Annotated in this window: 14 protein-coding genes and 2 tRNA genes; 9 read left to right on the top strand and 7 right to left on the bottom strand. The window is 67.3% G+C overall.

The features are described 5' to 3' along the window. The 7 genes from DOS48_RS14155 to DOS48_RS14125 all read right to left on the bottom strand — a co-directional run bounded on the left by DOS48_RS14155 (position 1) and on the right by DOS48_RS14125 (position 9,411). On the bottom strand, positions 1 to 1,386 hold the full coding sequence (locus DOS48_RS14155) for an ABC transporter ATP-binding protein (RefSeq protein ID WP_127116378.1): 1,386 nt from the start codon (positions 1,384 to 1,386) through the stop codon (positions 1 to 3). Beyond that, positions 1,383 to 2,699 (bottom strand): ABC transporter ATP-binding protein, encoded by a 1,317-nt coding sequence (locus DOS48_RS14150; protein WP_127116377.1) that lies wholly within the window; start codon positions 2,697 to 2,699, stop codon positions 1,383 to 1,385. The genes DOS48_RS14155 and DOS48_RS14150 overlap by 4 nt, the downstream gene beginning before the upstream one ends. Further along, the gene (locus DOS48_RS14145) at positions 2,699 to 4,444 is read right to left on the bottom strand and encodes an ABC transporter permease (protein WP_127116376.1); all 1,746 of its coding nucleotides are present in this window, start codon (positions 4,442 to 4,444) and stop codon (positions 2,699 to 2,701) included. The genes DOS48_RS14150 and DOS48_RS14145 overlap by 1 nt, the downstream gene beginning before the upstream one ends. After that, positions 4,441 to 5,511 carry an ABC transporter permease gene (locus tag DOS48_RS14140; protein WP_127116375.1) on the bottom strand — a complete coding sequence of 357 codons (1,071 nt, stop codon included), beginning with the start codon at positions 5,509 to 5,511 and terminating at the stop codon, positions 4,441 to 4,443. The genes DOS48_RS14145 and DOS48_RS14140 overlap by 4 nt, the downstream gene beginning before the upstream one ends. A gap of 132 nt (positions 5,512 to 5,643) precedes the next feature. Next, the gene (locus tag DOS48_RS14135; RefSeq protein ID WP_127116374.1) at positions 5,644 to 7,503 is read right to left on the bottom strand and encodes an ABC transporter substrate-binding protein; all 1,860 of its coding nucleotides are present in this window, start codon (positions 7,501 to 7,503) and stop codon (positions 5,644 to 5,646) included. 230 nt (positions 7,504 to 7,733) lie between these two features. Continuing rightward, positions 7,734 to 8,084, bottom strand: a complete 351-nt coding sequence (locus DOS48_RS14130) for a dihydroneopterin aldolase family protein (RefSeq protein WP_127116373.1) — start codon at positions 8,082 to 8,084, stop codon at positions 7,734 to 7,736. 124 nt (positions 8,085 to 8,208) lie between these two features. Beyond that, positions 8,209 to 9,411 (bottom strand): LEA type 2 family protein, encoded by a 1,203-nt coding sequence (locus DOS48_RS14125; protein ID WP_127116372.1) that lies wholly within the window; start codon positions 9,409 to 9,411, stop codon positions 8,209 to 8,211. Between the two features lie 91 nt (positions 9,412 to 9,502). Between DOS48_RS14125 and DOS48_RS14120 the strand changes: the two genes are divergently transcribed. The 9 genes from DOS48_RS14120 (at position 9,503) to DOS48_RS14080 (ending at position 18,479) form a co-directional block, all read left to right on the top strand. Continuing rightward, positions 9,503 to 10,810 carry an amidohydrolase gene (locus DOS48_RS14120; RefSeq protein ID WP_127116371.1) on the top strand — a complete coding sequence of 436 codons (1,308 nt, stop codon included), beginning with the start codon at positions 9,503 to 9,505 and terminating at the stop codon, positions 10,808 to 10,810. Between the two features lie 477 nt (positions 10,811 to 11,287). Continuing rightward, positions 11,288 to 12,658, top strand: coding sequence for a DNA primase (locus DOS48_RS14115; protein WP_127116370.1), 1,371 nt, complete (start codon positions 11,288 to 11,290; stop codon positions 12,656 to 12,658). Between the two features lie 107 nt (positions 12,659 to 12,765). Further along, positions 12,766 to 14,055, top strand: coding sequence for an adenosylhomocysteinase (locus DOS48_RS14110; RefSeq protein WP_127116369.1), 1,290 nt, complete (start codon positions 12,766 to 12,768; stop codon positions 14,053 to 14,055). A gap of 81 nt (positions 14,056 to 14,136) precedes the next feature. Further along, complete coding sequence (locus DOS48_RS14105; protein WP_168654231.1) at positions 14,137 to 14,295, top strand: hypothetical protein; 159 nt, start codon at positions 14,137 to 14,139, stop codon at positions 14,293 to 14,295. A gap of 62 nt (positions 14,296 to 14,357) precedes the next feature. Beyond that, positions 14,358 to 15,104 carry an endonuclease NucS gene (gene nucS / locus DOS48_RS14100; RefSeq protein ID WP_127116368.1) on the top strand — a complete coding sequence of 249 codons (747 nt, stop codon included), beginning with the start codon at positions 14,358 to 14,360 and terminating at the stop codon, positions 15,102 to 15,104. Positions 15,105 to 15,252: 148 nt separating this feature from the next. Next, entirely contained in the window at positions 15,253 to 15,783 is a 531-nt protein-coding gene (locus DOS48_RS14095) for a 50S ribosomal protein L16 (protein WP_127116367.1), read from the top strand. A 134-nt stretch (positions 15,784 to 15,917) separates the two neighbouring features. Next, complete coding sequence (locus DOS48_RS14090; RefSeq protein ID WP_127116366.1) at positions 15,918 to 17,972, top strand: DEAD/DEAH box helicase; 2,055 nt, start codon at positions 15,918 to 15,920, stop codon at positions 17,970 to 17,972. Positions 17,973 to 18,073: 101 nt separating this feature from the next. Then, positions 18,074 to 18,144 (top strand) — tRNA-Pro (locus DOS48_RS14085). 261 nt (positions 18,145 to 18,405) lie between these two features. Continuing rightward, positions 18,406 to 18,479: transfer RNA gene (locus tag DOS48_RS14080), tRNA-Phe, on the top strand. Positions 18,480 to 18,675: the final 196 nt, after the last annotated feature.

Genomic DNA, 18,675 nt, shown 5'->3' with positions numbered 1-18,675 from the left:
TCAGTTCGTTCTGGCGTCGATGACGGTCTTCGGGTCGCGGTACTCGGGCGCGTGACGGTGACAGAGGCTCTTTCGGCCGGCGTCGCCGACGGTGTGAGCGTCGGGCGCCTCGGACTCGCAGACTCCGCCGAACGCGTCGTCGAGGACGTCCAGCGCGTGCGCCTCGTCGTTCTGCCGCGCGTAGGTCGCCACGTCGTCGAGGACCCGTTCGGCGTCGTCCGGGACGTCGAGGTCGTCGAACAGCTCGGCGTACACCTCATCGACCGTGTCGAGGGCGGCGTCGCGGCCCAGCAGCTCCCGGATGCGGTCGGTGACCGTCTGCTCCGCGCGCTCGCGCTCGCGGAGGATCTCGCCGAGCGTGCTGATCGACGACCACACCGCGTCGTCGAGGTCCTCGTACTCCTCCGGCCGGATGCGCGCCGGACAGCGGGTGCTAAACGGACAGCCGCTCGGCGGGTATCGCGGGTTCGGCGGCGTCCCCTGGAGCGTGAGTCGGTCCTTCTCCACGGTCGGGTCGGGCTCCGGAATCGCCGAGAGCAGCGCGTGCGTGTACGGGTTCGCCGGGTCGGTGAACAGCTCCTCCGTCGGCCCGATCTCCATGACGTTCCCGAGGTACATCACCGCGACGCGGTCACAGATGTGCCGCACCACGGAGAGGTCGTGGGCGATGAACAGGTAGGTCAGTCCGAACTCCTCTTGGAGGTCCTCCAAGAGGTTGATGACCTCGGCCTGGACGCTCACGTCGAGCGCCGAGACGGGCTCGTCGAGGACGATGAACTCGGGTTCTAACGCCAGCGTGCGGGCGATGCCGACGCGCTGGCGCTGGCCGCCCGAGAACTGGTGCGGGTACCGGTAGTAGTGTTCGGGGCGGAGCCCAACGGTGTCGAGCAGCTCTTTGACGCGCGCTTTGCGGTCGCGTGGCGTCTGCCACTCGTACACGTCGAGCGGCTCCTGGACGATCTCGCCGACGGTCATGCGGTCGTTGAGACTCGAGTCCGGGTCCTGAAAGACGATCTGTGCGTCCCGCCGCCACGCGCGGAGGTCGGCGCCGCTGAGTTCGGTGACGTCGCGCCCCTCAAATCGGATCTCGCCGCCGGTGGGGTCTTCCAACTGCAGCAGCGTCCGTCCGAGCGTGGTCTTTCCGCAGCCGGACTCGCCGACGACGCCGAGCGTCTCACCGCGGTGGATGTCGAAGGAGACGCCGTCGACCGCCTTCACCGGCGGATCGCCGAACAGCCGGTCGCCCTCGTAGTACGTCCGGAGGTCCCGCACCTCGACGAGCGGGTCGTCGGAGCGGTCGCCCGCGTCCGCGAGCGCCTCGGTCGATCGGTCGGTCGACGCGTTCGTCGGTTCCGTCGTCTCGGGGTCGTGTGCTGTGTCGCTCATCGGTCACCTCGCTCGTGTGTCCCTTCTTCGTGGCCCTTGACCGCCTCCGCCCGGTCCATCGATTCCGGGTACAACAGACACGCCGCGGAGTGGTTCGACGCGGCCCCGTCGATGGAGACGTGTTCCGGGTGGACCTGGTCGCAGGCGTCGAACGCCTTCGGGCACCGGGGGGCGAACCGGCAGTACGTCGCCGGCTCGTTCGGGGTTGGGACGTTGCCCTCGATGGTCTCTAACCTCGCCCCGCTCTGACGACCGGGGATCGACCGGAGTAACCCCTGCGTGTACGGGTGTTTCGGCGACTCGAACAGCGGCTCTGCGGTCGCCGTCTCCACGACCTCGCCGGCGTACATCACGTTCACGCGGTCGGCGACCTCGGCGATGACGCCCATGTCGTGTGTGATGAACATCACCGCGAGGTCACGGTCCGCCTGCAGCTCCGCGATCAGGTCGAGGATCTGCGCCTGAATCGTCACGTCGAGTGCGGTCGTCGGTTCGTCGCAGATCAGCACCTCGGGGTCGCAGGCGAGCGCCATCGCGATGACGGCGCGCTGTCGCATCCCGCCGGAGAACTGGTGCGGGTACTCGTCGACCCGGCGGCGGGCGTCGGGGATGCCGACCGCTTCGAGGAGGTCGACGGCCTCGCGGGTGGCCGCGTTGCCGGAGAGCCCCTGGTGGAGCGCGAGCGTCTCCTCGATCTGATTGCCGACCGTGTACACGGGGTTCAGGCTCGTCAGCGGGTCCTGAAACACCATCGCGATCTTGTTCCCGCGGATGGCCCGCTGGGCCTTCCCGGAGAGGGCCGTCAGTTCGACGAACCCGTCGACGATGCTGTCGGGGTCCGACGGGTCGCCGTCGGTGACGAACACGCAGTCGTCCGCGTCGGCCAACCCGAGTGCCTCGCCGTACCCGGCCGCGAGGAAGTCGGCGACGGTGGCCGCGTCGCGGCCGGCGAGGCCGAGGTCGCCGGGCGTGACCCCCACGTCATCGTGATCGAACAGCGAGGCGGGGTCGACATCTCCCGCGACGCGCTCGACATCGACAGTCCGGCGAGGGAACTCCGAGGCGAACTCCCGAACCGTGTCGAGGTCGGTGAATCGGACGCTCGACCCGTCGAGCACCCGGCCGGGGGACTCGATGAGCCCCATTATCGAGCGTGCGGTCACGCTCTTTCCGGACCCGCTCTCGCCGACGATCCCGACGGTATCGCCGGGGGTGAGGTCGAACTGCACGCCGTCGACGGCGCGGATCGTCTCCTTGTCGGTGAAAAACGCCGTCTGGAGGTTCCGCACCGAGACGATCGGCTCACCGGGCATCACGCACCACCCCCGGTGGTCGCGGTGTCGCCGTTGCCGACGTTGCTCTCGGGGTCGATGGCGTCGCGGATGCCGTCGCCGAGCGCGTTAAAGCCCATCACGACGAAGACGATGAACACGCCGGGTATCGTCGCGATGTGCCACGACTGCGTGGAGATGTACGAGCGCCCCTCGCTTACCATCCGGCCCCACTCCGGCGTCGGGGGGTTGACCCCGAGACCGAGGAAGGACAGCGCCGCGGTGGCGATGATGATACCGCCGAGCAGCAGCGACGCGTAGATCATGATGTAGCCGGCGATGTACGGCGTCATGTGCTTCCGCATGGTCTGGAACGGGCTCTGGCCGTAGCTTTTCGCGGCGTCGACCCACTCCTGTTCGGCGACCTGTAGCGAGGGCCCGCGTATCGATCGCCAGAGGCCGGGCCAGTAGACGAAGGCGAATATCAACGCCAGTAGCAGTCCCCCGTCGTACACCGCCGCTATCGGATGGTTCGCCTCCTGGAACACCACCGACAGCAGGAGCACCATCAGGAACGCGGGGACGGAGATGATCGTGTCACTGGTGATCACCGTGAGGACGTCGATCACCCCCTTGTAATAGGCGGTGATCAGCGACATGCCCAGCGCGATGCTGGTCGCGAGTCCGATCGCCGTGAGGCTGATGACGAGCGACGTTCGGGCCCCGAACACGAGGAAGGTGAATAGGTCCTTCCCGTCTTGGTTCGTCCCGAACGGCGCCCAGCGGTTGTAGTCGTCGTAGCTCATCGGCCCGATGGTGTCGTCACCCCCTTGCGAGCGGCTGTTGAGGTTGGCCGTCCCGTGCGACACGGTGACGACTTCGTTCCCGTCGAGGTACTCGAACTCGTTTTCGTACGGGCTAAAGAGGTTCTCTTCGGCGGTCGTCGGGCCGAGCGCGGGCGCCCACATCGCCATCACGACGAACGAGAAGACGATGACGAGTCCGAGGATACCCCAGTAGTGGTTCCGGAAACGATTCACGCTGTCGTCGCGGGGCGTCCAGTCGGCCTCGCGGTAGTGCTCGCGGAAGATGCGGTAGCCGATCCACGCCCACGCGAGCGCGATGAAGGCGTACGCGTAGACGACCGCCACGCGAATCGCCCACGCCGCCGCCGGCGAGAGGCCGAGGAACGTGTCGTCCCAGCCCCCGCTCGGGAGTCGGTGTCCCTGATTCGGGATCACCTCTCGGCTCGTGATCGTCGGGAGCGAGGAGAGAGCGTCGAGGACGCTCGTTATCGCGGCGACGAGCGCGTCGACGAGCGCGCCGACCGGCGTCGCGACGACGAGGACGGCGACGGCGCCGACGCCCGCCGCGACGAGCACCTGTTCGAGGAAGTCGTCGGTCTCGCTGCTGCGTTCGAGGCCGACGGTCTTCACGAGCGAGACGGGAAGGACCGCCCTGACCGGGACCGCGACGAGGAGCAGCAACAGCACCGCGGTGAGCACGAACGCGATGTCGCCCGCGATGGGACCGAGCGTGCCGGCCACGTTGCCCTCAACCCACGACGGGCCGATGGCGACGCCGCCGATGACGAAGCCGACGGCCGCGCCGATAGACCGGATGCCGCCGGCGAACCGCCCCATTTCGAGTGCGAAGAGTACGCCGACCCCGAGGAGCCACAGCAGGGCGGGACGGGGGTTCGCCGCGACGCGCTCGCGCAGCGTGGTCTCGTTGTCGTCGACCGATGCGCCGGCGTCCGCCGTGGGACCGTCGTGTGCGACGCTCATTGGTCGTACCCCACTCTCGGATCGAGGACCGTGTACAGGAGGTCTTGGATGATGTTCATGAAGATGATTATCAGCGTGAAGATGAAGATGAGCGACCCCGCGAGCGGGAGGTCCGCCTGGTAGGCCGCGTTGAAGAACAGCGACCCGATACCGTTGATACCGAAGATGACTTCGACGATGACCGACCCGCCGATAAGTAAGAACGCCTCGTTGGTGATGATCGGGACGAGCGGGATGAGCGCGTTCCGGAAGACGTGTTTCCAGACGATGACGCGCTCTGAGAGCCCCTTCGCCCGCGCCGTCTCGACGTAGTTCGAGTTGATCGTTTCGAGCACCGCGGTCCGACCGATCCGGAGCTCAGACGCCATCGAGGCGGAGCCGAGCACGATGGCCGGCGGGAGAATGACCTTGGCCGCGACGAGGAAGAGGCTGAAATCGAAGTAGAACCCCGCGGGAATCGCCATGCCGGCTACCGACACCCAGTCGGTGATACCGACGAAGTTGGTCGGTGGCGGTCCGATGAGACTGTCCACGTTTGGACCTATCGTGTACCAGTCGAAGCCGAAGAGGCCGCCGCCGTCGGTGCGCCGGAGGATGGCAAGCGCCATGATCGCGAGCCAGAAGTTTGGCATGGCGAGCCAGACGATACCGCCGAAGGAGGCGACGTAGTCGCCCCAGCTGTTCGGGTTTAACCCGGCGTAGAAGCCGAGGGGGATGCCGATGAAGAGGGGCAACAGGACCGACCAGAACCCGAGCCAGAGGGTCCGCGGGGCGTAGCTAACGAGGAGTTCGTTCGTCGTCCGGCCCGGCTGGATGACCCACGACTGGCCCAGATCGAACGTCAACAGCCCCCACATGAAGTCGAGGTACTGCCGCCAGAGCGGTTCGTTGAGGCCGAGCTGTTCGCGTATCTGTGCCGTCTGTGCGCCGCTCGACTCCGGGCCGAGCAGGGCGGCGACCGGATCGAGGGGTCCCATCCGGAGGATGATGAAGATGAGCGACATCACCAGGAAGAGGACGGGAATCGACAGCAGGACCCGTTTGATGAAGTATCGCCAGCGGCTCATGGGCGGACGTTTGTGAACAAGGGGGTCATTGAACTAAGCTAGCGTAGGTGGTGGGGGGGTGTTATGTGTCGTGGTTTGCCGGAAAACGACCGTGTCAGGGGAACGAACCGAAGCCCCGACGTCGGTCGGCGGTTAGTTGTCGAGCGAGGTCTGGTTGTACTTCTGGTAGTGCGGGCCGAGCGCGCCGGTCGGCGCCACGTCCACGTAGTCGTACCAGAAGCGCTCCGTGAGCCCGTGGTACAGCGGCAGCATGATCATGTCGTCGCGGCGGGCCTCCTCGATGTCGACGAACGCCTCGGTCCGGATGTCTTCCGCGTCCGGGTCCGGGTTGTTCTCGAACCGCTCCCAGGCGTCTTGCGCCTTCTGGACGTTCTCGCTGTCGGCGGCCTGCCAGTCGAGGTAGTAGCCGTCGGCGTCCGTGGGGATGAGGTCCGTGTTCGTGTTCTCCGGCTCGAAGCCGAAGAGACCGTACGCCGGGTCGCTCCAGCTCCAGATCCAGCCAAGACTGTAGAACTGGAGGTCGCCCTCCTCACCGCGGCTGATGAGCGTGTTGAACGGCGACGTCTCGAGGGTGAGCTCGATGCCGAGCCCGGAGAGCTTGTCGCGGGTGAGTCGGCCGAACTGCTCGAACGCCTCGCTCTCGTAGGTGGTCAGCGTCAGCTCGAACGGGTCGTCGGGGGTGTACCCGTCCTCTTCGAGGATCTGCTGTGCGCTGTCGCGGTCCGTCTCGTTTTTGCCGTACGGGAACGCGTCGGCGAACTCCTGGTAGCCGTCGGGGCCTTCGGGCCAGACGCCCGGCGGCAGGAAGCTGAACGCCTCCTGGCCGCGTCCCTCGAAGACCTCGTTGATGAGCTCCTCGTGGTTCGTGATGTACGCGATGGCGCGGCGCACGGAGCGCGGCGTCTGTGCCGCGTTGAACCCGACGTAGAAGGTACTCAGCTCGGAGACACCGAGGTAGTTGACCTCGTCGCCGTTCTCGAGCGGGCCGTAGGTCCCGGCCTGGCGGCCGCGGTCGTCGGCCTCCGCGTCGATGTTGCTCTGTTCGTAGAACGGGGTCGGAACCGGGAAGATGTCGGCGTTCCGCTCGTTGACGTACGTCCAGATGGCGTCGTCGTCTTCGAGGATCTGCCAGTGGACGGAGTCGAGCGAGGCCGTCTCGCCGTGGTAGTCGTCGTAGCGGGTGACGCGGACCTCGGTGCCCGGCTCCCACATGTCGAACTCGAACGGACCGGTCCCGGCGGCGGACTCGGTCGCGAACGTGGCCTGGTCGACCTCGCCGTCGTACCCTTCGACGTCGCCGACGTACCCCTCGGGGAGCGCCCCGAAGGAGTCGTACGTGAGGATGTCGAGCGCGGCCGGCGCCGGCGCGTTGAGCGTGACGGAGAACGTGCGATCGTCGATGACTTCGATCGCTTCGGAGTCGGGGACGACGCTCGCGGGGCCGACGCCGTTCTCTTCGCTGGTCTCGGCCGAGACGTTGAGGAACCCGGAGCCGAGCAGGAAGTTGGAGCGCTGGCTCTGGGGGGCCTCGGCGAGGCGCCGCCACGAGTACTTGAAGTCGTTCGCGGTCAGCGAGGCGCCGTTGTGGAACGTTGCCTCCTTGATCGTGAAGGTGTACGTCAGGAGGTCGTCGGAGATGTCCACGGAGTCGAGGAGCACGTTCTCGACTTCGGGGACGCCGTCGGGATACGTGACGAGCCCTTCGTAGAGCTGGCGGATGACCGACGCGGACGCCGTGTCGGTGGACTCGATGGGGTCGATGGTCGAGACGCTGGAGTTGATGAGGTTGAGCTGGTTCGCGTTCTCGTCGCCACCGTCGCTCCCGTCGTCACCGTCGCTCCCGTCGCTGCCGTCGCTCCCATCACTGCCGTCGCCGCCGTCACCGCCCTCCTCGGGTGCCTCACCCGAGCAGCCTGCGATGGCGATGGTCGCTGCCGCGCCACCAGTCGCCTGGAGGAGTCGTCGCCGCGAAATTTCGGTTTCGTTTGCCATACTTGAGTATAGCAGCACGTACAGAATAAAAATGCTTTTATTATCAAACGGCGCCACTCGATCGAGATGATCTATGCAAAATACACAACAATAACAATCTTTTATTGAAATATCCGGTGAGTCGTGCAGATCTACGCAATTGTTGCGAGAAACAATGAATAAGTTCGTAGTTTCGCGGTGAGTCGTACGGGCGGAACGGCGCTCGCGGACACTCAACAAGCCGGCCGCGATTACGCCGCGCCGTCGTCGACGGAGACCAACTCCATCAGCGGGTAGCCGTCCCGCATCGCCATGCGGGTGCGGACCGTGACGCCCTCGTGTTCGATCCGCATCTCGACGTCCATCAGCGACCCGGTCAGCTCGGTGTAGCCGTTCTCGTGGTCGATGGCGTCGGCGACCCGGTCGTCGTGGATGGTGACCGTCACCGACTCGCAGAACGGCTGGTTTTCGATCGACTCCGCCATCGCCGCCTCCATGCTGCGCGTGCTCAACGGGCTGATCGGCGTGCCGGCGAACTGGTGGTACAGCGAGCCGAACTTGATCCCGGCCTCGAAACACGCCTGCTGGGCGTCGGTTGCCATGGTGGAAGGCGGCCGCGCGCGGGCAAGAAGGTTCTGACGGCGGATGGGAACGGAGACGATGTGACGGCGGATGGGAACGGCGACGATGGCGACGAAAACCGAACGCGGGAGGCGGGTCGAGCCCCTACGGGTTGACGGTCAGCGGGACCAGTCCGTCGTCATCGTCGCCGGAGTCGCCGTCGCTCGTGTTCGTGTCGTCCGACCCGCCGTCGCTCGTGTTGCTGTCGGTCGTCCCCTCGTCGCTCGTGTTCGTGTCGTCCGACCCCCCGTCGTCCGCGGTACTCCCGTCGCCCGCCTCGTCGTCGGAGCCGTCCGAGTCGGTCGAGTTCCCGGTCGCGGCCGCGTCGCTTCGGTCGAGCCCCTCGTCGAAGATGTCGGTCTCGATGGTCTCCTCGTACGTCAGGGAGTCCAGCGGGACGGTGACCGACTCGCCCGAGGGGAGTTCGATCACCGCGTAGAACTCGATCCGGAGGTCGCTCACCTGGTGGCCGCGGACCGACTCGTCGAGGTGCGTGACCCACCACTCGTCGAGCCGCTCGTTCCGGAGCGCGGTCGTGAGCTCGACCGTCTCGGTGCCGTACGACGGGACGAGGTACGCCTCTTCGGTCGATCCGGAGCCCATCTGCACGCCGTTCATCGTGACGTCGTACCCGATCTCCGAGACGACGTACGGTTCGAGGTTGGGGTTGTACACGTCGAACTCCATCTCGATCGGCGTCTCGGCGTCGCTCACGGTCCCCCAGCGACCGCGCGTCTCGTTGACGTAGAGGACCGGGTCGTCGACCAGCGGCGCGTCGGCGTTCACCGGGCGGGTCTCGTCGGAGGTGAACGCGCCGATGAGGTCGGTCTCTATCTCGCGGGTGCGGGTGAGGTTCGCGCTCCGCCCGAGGACCTCGGAGGCGACCGTCGCGTCGATGGTGACGGTCGTCCGCTCCCCGTTCTCGACGTGGCTGGTCCACCACGGTGGGATCGCGTCGTTCGCCAACTCGGTCTCGAACGCGAGCGACGAGTTGCCGGACGCGACGCTGACCCCCTCGCGGCCGCCGGTAGCCATCTCGACATCGTTCATCGAGACGGTGTAGTTGACCGTGACGCCGTCGAGGCCGACCCCGATCGGGTTCGGGTTCGAGACGACGAGGTCGGTCTCGACGACCGTCGTCTCGTTCGTCACGTCGCCGAAGGAGTTGTTCACGGCGGCGACGCTCGGGACGCCGAAGACGCCAAGGGCGAACGCCCCGCCGACCGCGGCGGCGACGACCGCCAGCGCGACGACGGCAGTTCGGAGCTTGCCCCCAGTGAGGGCCGCGAAGACGCCGGTGAGAGCCATACCGGCCTGTTTCGATCCGCGGATAAAGGCGTGTCGTCCGAGCGAGCCCGCGAACCGAAGGCGTTTGGTGCGGCGGGCGGAACGGGCGGGTATGAACCACCTCCGCGTCACCGGCGGACGGGTACTCCGGCCCGACGGCCGAGTCGAACGGGCGGACATCGCGGTCGACCGCGACGAGGGAACGATCCGAACCGTGGGGTCGCCGGGCGAGGTCGGCGGGGCGGCCGACGAGACGCTCGACGCGTCGGGGGCGCTCGTGGTCCCCGGGCTCGTCAACGCGCACACCCACGTGGCGATGACGCTGCTCCGCGGGTACGCCGACGACAAGCCGCTCGACCCGTGGCTCCGCGAGGACATCTGGCCGGCCGAGGCCGAACTCACGCCGGACGACATCGAGGCGGGCGCCGAACTCGGCGTCCTCGAGATGATCCGGTCCGGGACGACCGCGTTCGCGGACATGTACTTCTCGATGGACCGCGTGGCCGGCGTGGTCGATCGGGCGGGCCTGCGCGCGCGACTCGGTCACGGCGTCGTGACGCTCGGAAAGGACGCCGAAGCCGCCCGCGCCGACATCGAGGAGAGCCTCGATATCGCCCGCGAGTTCGACGGAGCGGCCGACGGCCGGGTCCGGACCGCGTTCATGCCGCACTCGCTGACGACGGTCGACGAGACGTACCTCCGCGACGGAATCGAGGCGGCCCGCGAGGCGGGCGTGCCGGTCCACCTCCACGCGAACGAGACGACGGACGAGGTCGACCCCATCGTCGACGAGCGCGGGGAGCGCCCGATCGCGTACGCGGACGACCTCGGCGCGCTCGGCGCGGGCGACTTCTTCGCGCACGGCGTCCACCTCGACGACGCCGAGATCGGTCGGCTGGCCGAGACGGGGACGGCGATCGTTCACTGTCCGGCGTCGAACATGAAGCTCGCAAGCGGGATGGCCCCCGTCCAGCGGCTCCGCGAGGCGGGCGTGACGGTCGCGCTCGGGACCGACGGGGCGGCCTCGAACAACGACCTCGACGTGTTCGACGAGATGCGCGACGCCGCCATGCTCGGGAAACTCGCCGCGAACGACGCGAGCGCGGTCCCCGCCGAGGCGGCCGTGGAGATGGCGACCGCGGGAGGCGCCGACGCCCTCGGGCTCCCCGGCGGTCGGATCGAACGGGGTGCCGCCGCCGACCTCGCGGTCGTCGACCTCGACGCCCCGCACCTGACGCCGGTCCACGACCCCGTCTCGCACCTCGCGTACGCGGCGCGCGGGGGCGACGTGCGCCACACCGTCTGTGATGGCTCGATACTCATGCGCGATCGTGAAGTGCTAACGCTCGACGCCGATGCGGTACAGGAGCGGGCGGCAGCAGCCGCGAGCGACCTCGTCGACCGCGTGGAGTCGGCGTAGCGAGAACGGTAAGCGGACGCAACCGGACGGAAACTGCGAACCCAGACGGTGTCGGCAGTAATTAAATAGGGAAGCAAAGTCTGACCTTCTTCTTATAAATGGTCCGCGGTGAGCGCTCGAAGAGCGCGAACCGCGAGGCTGGGGAGGCGTGGGGCGCTGTGCGGTCGCGGTCGGGTGGGACTTTGGAGCGGTTCACCGGCGATCAGCGGTCGTCCGCGTATCGCCGAGTCTGGGATTTCGGCGGTAGTCGTCGCGGGTCGATTCCCGAGGCGAGTTCATAGGCGACGAAGTGCGCGCGACCGACGACCGACCCGAGTCCGGGGGCGAAACCGGGGCCGATCGGGGGCGAAACCGCCGTCGAACCGCCGATCCAACAGAACAACCGGTACAGTGCCGTTAACCCGGATACAATCCGGATTAAACCGCGTTAACCGAGTTCTCTTTTTATACGGTAACAGTGTCACGACCCGAGTGGACATGAGCAAACGCACGATTGGCATGCTGCTGATTGCGGTCGTCGCGCTCGGCGCGATGACGGGCGTCGCGGCCGCCGATGGGCACCTCGAAGTGAGTGTCGACGACGGCGGCGACGCGCCGGTCGTCACGGTCACCGAGAACGGCACCGCGGTCGCGAACGCGACGGTGAACGTGAGCGTCGTCGACGCGGCAAACGAGTCGTACAGCGGGGCGGGCGAGTACGAGACGGACGCGAACGGAAGCGTCGAACTCCCCACCCCTGAAGAGGACGTGACGGTCGCGGTGGTCGCGGCCGCCGAGAACGACTCCGCCTCGGTGACGGCCGACCTCGAAGCCCCCGACGGCCTCGAACTCGAGGTCGAGAACACCGACGGCGAGCCGGTCGTCACGGTGACCGATAACGACACCGCGGTCGAGAACGCCTCCGTGAACGTCACGACCGCCGAGGGGAACGCCAGTTACGCCGGCACGGGCGACTACGAGACGGACACGAACGGCACCGTCACCCTCCCCGCCGCCGCGGAGGACGTCACGGTCGACGTGACCGCAGAGGTCGAGAACGACTCCGTCTCCACGACGGTCGACCTCGAAGCCCCTGAGGGACTCGAAGTCGACGTGGAAGACGCCGACGGCGAGCCCGTCGTCACGGTCACCGACGACGGCGAGGCCGCGGCGAACGCCTCCGTGAACGTCACGACCGCCGAGGGGCAGAACGTCACCTACGTCGGCGAGGGCACCTACGAGACGGACGCGAACGGTACCGTCACCCTCCCCGCCGCCGACGAGAACGTCACGGTCGACGTGACCGCCGAGTTCGGGAACGAGACCGCCTCGACCACCGTCGATCTGACGACCGAGGGCGACGACGCGGAGGCCAAGCCGTTCGGACAGCTCGTCCGCGAGTTCATCGAGCAGGTCAGCGACCGCGAGGGCGGCATCGGCGCCGCCGTCTCGGACTTCGTGACGGAGAACAACCCCGGTAACGCCCCGGACCACGCGGGCGGTCCCGGCGGCCCTGACGACGCTGGCGATGCGGACGAGAACGACAAGAGCGACGAAAACGAGAGCGACGCGCCCGGCAACGGGAACGCGCCCGACCACGCCGGCCAAGGCAACGACGGCGGGCAGGGCCCCCCGGCTCACGCCGGTAACGGGAACGACGACGACGAAAGCGATGACGAAGGCGACGACGAAGGCGACGACGCGGACGAAGAGAACGACGGCGACGCCGAGGAGGGTGACGCCGAGGAGGACGACGCCGAGGAAGACGCGGAAGATGAGGAAGACGATGAAGCGGACGAGGAAGACGACGATGACGACGACGCCGGCCCCGGTAACGGGAACGGCAACGGCAACGGCCCCCGCAACTGACGCGCGAGCGACGCGGTAGCCGAGACGCGAGCGGTTCGGTCCTGTTCTCCGCTTTCGACGCGAACGGTGTCGGCAGGGTTTAGTGCGGCGTGAGCGAACTGAAGCGTATGAGCGAAACCGCGTATCCGCCGGTGTCAAAGCACCTCACGGACGTTGACACGGCTCGGACGGAGGGCCGCCGGAAGATGGACTGGGCGCTCCAACACATGCCGATCTTAAACGCGCTCCGCGAGGAGTTCGTCGACGAGCAGCCGCTCGCCGGCGAGACCATCGCGATGGCGATGCACGTCGAGGCGAAGACGGCGAACCTCGTCGAACTCCTCGCCGACGGGGGCGCCGAGGTTGCGATCACCGGGTGTAACCCGCTCTCGACGCACGACGACGTGTCGGCCGCGCTCGACACCCACGAGTCGATTACCTCCTACGCGGTCCGCGGCGTCGACGACGAGGAGTACTACGACGCGATGCACGCCTGCCTCGGCCACGAGCCGACCATCACCGTCGACGACGGGATGGACATGGTGAAGCTCGTCCACGAGGAGTACCCCGACCTGATCGACTCCATCGTCGGCGGCGCCGAGGAGACGACGACGGGCGTCGACCGCCTGCGCGCGATGGACGCCGACGGCGAGCTGCACTACCCCGTCTTCGCCGTGAACGACACGCCGATGAAACAGCTGTTCGACAACGTCCACGGCACGGGCGAGTCGTCGCTCGCGACCATCGCGATGACGACGAACCTCTCGTGGGCCGGCAAGAACGTCGTCGTCGGCGGCTACGGCCAGTGCGGGAAGGGCGTCGCGAAGAAGGCCTCCGGCCAGAACGCGAACGTCATCGTCTGCGAGGTCGACCCGCGGAAGGCGCTCGAAGCGCACATGGAGGGGTACGAGGTGCTCCCGATGGTCGAGGCCGCGGAGAAGGGCGACGTGTTCATCACGACGACGGGCAACCGCGACGTGATCACCCGCGAGCACTTCGAGCAGATGCAGGACGGCGTGCTGCTGGCCAACGCCGGCCACTTCGACGTCGAGGTGAACTTAGAGGACCTCGACGACCTCGCCGTGGACCGCTACGAGGTCCGCGACGGCGTCGAGGGGTTCGAGCTGGCGGACGGTCGCGTCCTGAACGTCCTCGCCGAGGGGCGGCTCGTCAACCTCGCGGCGCCCATCTCGCTGGGGCATCCGGTCGAGGTCATGGACCAGAGCTTCGGCGTGCAGGCGGTCTGCGTCCGTGAGCTCGCGACGAACGGCGACGCGTACGAGCCGGGCGTCCACGACGTCCCCGACGCGCTCGACCGCGAGGTCGCCGAGATCAAGCTCGCGGCCGAAGGCGTCGAACACGACGCCCTCAGCGACGAGCAGCGCGAGTACATGGACAGCTGGGAGCACGGCACCTAACTCGGGAGTCGGAGCCGCCGGCCGCGGTCCGGCGACAGCGCGGTTCGACCGGCTTTAGTGCGGCGCGTCCGTACGCGTCGTATGAACCTGACGGCAGTGCTTCACAGCGGATTCGGCGTGGCGGTCCTGGCTGGAATCCTCCTCTCGGACACGACGCTTCGCATCGCGGCGTTCGCCGTCGGCGTGGTGCTCTTCGTCGCCGGCATCGTCGTCTCACGGCGCGACGACGGCGGGGCGTAGCGGGGAGGCCACGCGGCCGACCGAGCGCGCGTCTTTTTTATCGGCGACCCCTACCGTCGTCAGTGACAGTCACGAGCGTCCACGACCCGAGCCACCGCGAGGCCCTCTGGGAGCTCGAGGACGCCTTCGAGCGCGGCGACCTGATAACCCTCTTCGGCCGCTGTACGGTCAGTTACGAGGGCCGCGCCGCCTCCGACCTCGGGAGCGGCGACCGGCTGTGCGTCTTAAAGCCCGACGGGGCCGCCCTCGTCCACACCGACGAAGGGCGCCAGCCGGTCAACTGGCAGCCACCGGGGTCTGAACACCGCGCGGCCGTCCGCGAGGGGACGCTCCGGGTCCGCTCGACCCGAAGCAACCCGGACGAGACGCTGACGGTCCGCTTCGACCGGGTGCACCAGCTCTCTGCGATGGCCGTCACGGGCGGGCGCGACCTCACGCTCCACGGGAGCGAAGAGGACCTGCGGACCCGAATATTGGAGCGGCCGGAACTCGTCGAACCGGGCTTTACGCCCCGCGAGACCGAGCGCCCCTCCAGCGCCGGTCCGATGGACGTGTTCGGCCACGACGCCGACGGGAACCCAGTCGTCGTCGAGTTGAAACGGCGGCGGGTCGGCCCGGACGCGGTCGGGCAGTTGGCGCGGTACGTGCGGGCAGTGAGAGCGGAGTCGGGCGTCGACGGCCCCGGAGACGGCGGCGAGACGACCGTCCGCGGGGTCCTCGTCGCCCCGTCGATTACGGACCGCGCCGCAGAGCGACTCGCCGATCGCGGGTTCGACCACGTTGCGCTCGAACCGACCCCTGAAGAGTGAACAGGTGGCGTCCAGCAGGTGTGAGAGTGGTGTGTCAACACGTCGCTTTGTGGGGAAAACGCCCGAAACAGCCGGCAACGAGCCGACAACGACGCCGTGGTATCGAAGGCTTTATCGCCGCAGCGGGGGCTACATCGGACAAGTAGCCATGTCTGACAAACCCGCCTCTATGTATCGGACGATCGACAAGCCGTCGTACACTCGCCGCGAATACATCACGGGCATTCCCGGTTCGAAGATCGCCCAGCACAACATGGGCGACCTCTCCGCGGAGCCGGACGACTACCCCGTCCAGATCAGCCTCCGCGTCGAGGAGGAGCTGCAGATCCGACACGGCTCGTTGGAGAGCGCGCGCCTCTCGGCGAACCGCCACCTGATCAAGGAGCTCGGCGAGGGCAACTACAAGATGACCCTCCGCAAGTTCCCCCACCAGGTCATCCGGGAGAACAAGCAGGCGACCGGCGCCGGCGCGGACCGTGTCTCCGACGGGATGCGGCAGGCGTTCGGCAAGCCGGTCGGGACGGCCGCGCGACTGAACAAAGGCGACATCGTCTTCACCGCCTACTGCGACGTCGAGCAGGCAGCCGTCGTGAAAGAGGCGTTCCGCCGTGCGTACAACAAGCTCTCGCCGCCGTGCCGGATCACGGTCGACCGCGGCGAGAAGCTCCTCGTCTCGTAAGCGGATCGACTCGTCGACACGGCGACGGTTCCGCCCGATCGGGACGGCCCCGTTCTCTGCAGGCTTTTTTCGCGTAGCACCGCCGACGCGCCGAGCCGAACTCCTGAAATACCTCGCTCGCATACCGACGGGCAGTGTCACAGCAGTTGGCCGAGGTCGAGACGCTGTTCCTCCACGAGGCGCGGAGCGATTACACGGTCGTCGCCACGCGCGACGGGAACCGGGTGCTCCGCGGGCGACTCGAACTCAAGGAGACCAGCGCAGGGCCGCGGCCGGGGCGGTTCCGCGTGACCCGCGACGGCGAGGACCAGCCTCGCCAGCCCGACGAGTTCGTCGACCTCGCCCGCGCCGCCGCCCGGATCCGCATCTCCGAGCAGACCTCGCCGGAGAACCGCGCGCGGCTGAAGGCGATGCTCGACGGCTACCAGCTGGAGGCGACGGCCGTCCGGACCTGCCGGCGCTGTGCGAACGACGGCCGATACGGACCGATCACGAGCGAGAGCGCGGTCGAACACAACGACGAGCTGATCTGCCGCGACTGCGCTCGGCGGGAGTTGGAGCGAGAGCTCTCGTATAAAGGCGAGTTCACGGGCGCCGCCGAAGAGCGATTAGAGGAGTTACTGTACGAGTCGGGCGATTTAAATCGGATAATCAATCTCCTGCAGGGCGGGCTCGACCCCGACCTCACCAAGTACGACGAGGTCTCCGCGAACGTCGACGACATCTCTCCGGTGCGGACCGAGGACCTGGACCTGCACCCGGACCTCTCGGCGCACGTCCAGGGGCGCTTCGAGGAGTTGCTCCCCGTACAGAGCCTCTCCGTCCGGAACGGCCTCTTAAACGGCGACGACCAACTCGTGGTGAGCGCCACCGCGACCGGCAAGACCCTCGTCGGCGAGTTGACGGGGATCAACCGCGCGCTACAAGGGAACGGGAAGCTCCTCTTTTTGGTGCCGCTCGTCGCGCTCGCAAACCAGAAACACGAGGATTTCAGGGACCGCTACGGCGACCTCCTGAACGTCTCGATCCGCGTCGGCTCCTCGCGGGTGAACGACGACGGCAACCGCTTCGACCCGAACGCCGACGTGATCGTCGGCACCTACGAGGGGATCGACCACGCGCTCCGGACCGGAAAGGACCTGGGCGACGTCGGCACCGTCGTCATCGACGAGGTCCACACGCTGAAGGAGGGCGAGCGCGGCCACCGCCTCGACGGACTCATCTCGCGGCTGAAATACTACAGCGAAGAGCGGATGCGAACCCACTCGGGATACGACGGGACGCAGTTCGTCTACCTCTCCGCGACCGTCGGGAACCCCGAGTGGCTCGCCGAGCGCCTCCGCGCGACGCTGATCGAGTACGAGGAGCGGCCGGTCCCAATCGAGCGCCACGTCACCTTCGCTGACAGCCGCGAGAAGGCGCAGATCGCCGACAAACTCGTGAAACGCGAGTTCGACACGAAGTCGTCGAAGGGGTACCGCGGGCAGACGATCATCTTCACCAACTCCCGGCGGCGCTGTCACGAGATCAGCCGGAAGCTCCGATACGACTCCGCGCCGTACCACGCCGGCCTCGACTACGGTCGGCGGAAGAAGGTCGAGCGCATGTTCGGGGATCAGGACCTCTCGGCGGTCGTCACCACCGCGGCGCTCGCGGCTGGCGTCGATTTCCCCGCCTCGCAGGTCATCTTCGACTCGCTGGCGATGGGCATCGAGTGGCTCTCGGTCCAGGAGTTCTCCCAGATGCTCGGGCGAGCGGGGCGCCCGGACTACCACGACCGCGGGCGCGTCTACCTCCTCGTCGAACCCGACGGCGTCTATCACAACTCGATGGACCGCACCGAAGACGAGGTGGCGTTCACCCTGCTTAAAGGCGAAATGGAGGACGTGGCGACGCACTACGACGAGACCGCCGCGGTCGAGGAGACGCTGGCGAACATCGTCGTCGCGGGCAAGAAGGCGAAGCGGCTCAACGACCGGATGATCGGCGAAGTGCCGACGAAACACGCGATCGGGAAGCTGTTGGAGTGGGAGTTCATCGACGGTTTCTCTCCGACGCCGCTCGGCCGCGGGATCACGAGACACTTCCTCGCGCCCGACGAGGCGTTCTTCATGCTCGACGCGATCCGCAAGGGGACCGACCCGTACCAGATCGTCGCCGACCTCGAACTTCGCGACGACGAGGAGTGAGCCGGGCGCAGGGCGCGTCGCCGAGGGGAGCAATCCCGGCGACGGCGGAGTCCGTCTCGCAACGAAACCCTTTAGCGGTCGATTGAGGTATATACAGGTGCGGGACCGTGGGTTAGTGGTATACTCCGGGCCTTGGGTGCCCGTGACCCCGGTTCGAATCCGGGCGGTCCCATTCTGCTGCTGCGAGCGACACCGCGAGCAGCAGCCGTGGATCGGATTCGAACCCTACCGGACGCGCGCAGCGACGGCGGAGCGAGCACGTTCGGTTTCGGTTCGAATCCGGGCGGTCCCACTCTGCTGCTGCGAGCGACACCGCGGGCGGTGGCCATGAAGCGAAGTGAAACGGGGAGCCGACACCGTTCGTCCGGACCCCGTACCTTCCCGCCGCCTTTCGAAATCCTTTTGTCCCGAATCGCCATTCTTCGAGATGCGAGCCGCCTTAGCTCAGACTGGGAGAGCACTCGACTGAAGATCGAGCTGTCCCCGGTTCAAATCCGGGAGGCGGCATATTCTGCGGCGACGAACGAAGTGAGGAGGCGCAGAAACGACGCCGAGTGGATTCTGAACCAGACGAGTCGCGCGCAGCGGATCGAGCACGTCTCGGCGAGGTTTAAATCCGGGAGGCGGCATATTCTGCGGCGACGAACGAAGTGAGGAGGCGCAGAAACGACGCCGAGTGGATTCTGAACCAGACGAGTCGCGC

Origin of the sequence: Halorubrum sp. PV6 (assembly GCF_003990725.2) — an archaeon.
Taxonomy (GTDB): domain Archaea; phylum Halobacteriota; class Halobacteria; order Halobacteriales; family Haloferacaceae; genus Halorubrum.
This window is presented reverse-complemented; position numbering and strand designations above follow the sequence as displayed.

Coding starts and splice junctions, on each gene's coding strand:
- DOS48_RS14155 (WP_127116378.1), bottom strand. CDS start 1,386: ATGAGCGACACAGCACACGACCCCGAGACGACGGAACCGACGAACGCG.
- DOS48_RS14150 (WP_127116377.1), bottom strand. CDS start 2,699: ATGCCCGGTGAGCCGATCGTCTCGGTGCGGAACCTCCAGACGGCGTTT.
- DOS48_RS14145 (WP_127116376.1), bottom strand. CDS start 4,444: ATGAGCGTCGCACACGACGGTCCCACGGCGGACGCCGGCGCATCGGTC.
- DOS48_RS14140 (WP_127116375.1), bottom strand. CDS start 5,511: ATGAGCCGCTGGCGATACTTCATCAAACGGGTCCTGCTGTCGATTCCC.
- DOS48_RS14135 (WP_127116374.1), bottom strand. CDS start 7,503: ATGGCAAACGAAACCGAAATTTCGCGGCGACGACTCCTCCAGGCGACT.
- DOS48_RS14130 (WP_127116373.1), bottom strand. CDS start 8,084: ATGGCAACCGACGCCCAGCAGGCGTGTTTCGAGGCCGGGATCAAGTTC.
- DOS48_RS14125 (WP_127116372.1), bottom strand. CDS start 9,411: ATGGCTCTCACCGGCGTCTTCGCGGCCCTCACTGGGGGCAAGCTCCGA.
- DOS48_RS14120 (WP_127116371.1), top strand. CDS start 9,503: ATGAACCACCTCCGCGTCACCGGCGGACGGGTACTCCGGCCCGACGGC.
- DOS48_RS14115 (WP_127116370.1), top strand. CDS start 11,288: ATGAGCAAACGCACGATTGGCATGCTGCTGATTGCGGTCGTCGCGCTC.
- DOS48_RS14110 (WP_127116369.1), top strand. CDS start 12,766: ATGAGCGAAACCGCGTATCCGCCGGTGTCAAAGCACCTCACGGACGTT.
- DOS48_RS14105 (WP_168654231.1), top strand. CDS start 14,137: ATGAACCTGACGGCAGTGCTTCACAGCGGATTCGGCGTGGCGGTCCTG.
- DOS48_RS14095 (WP_127116367.1), top strand. CDS start 15,253: ATGTCTGACAAACCCGCCTCTATGTATCGGACGATCGACAAGCCGTCG.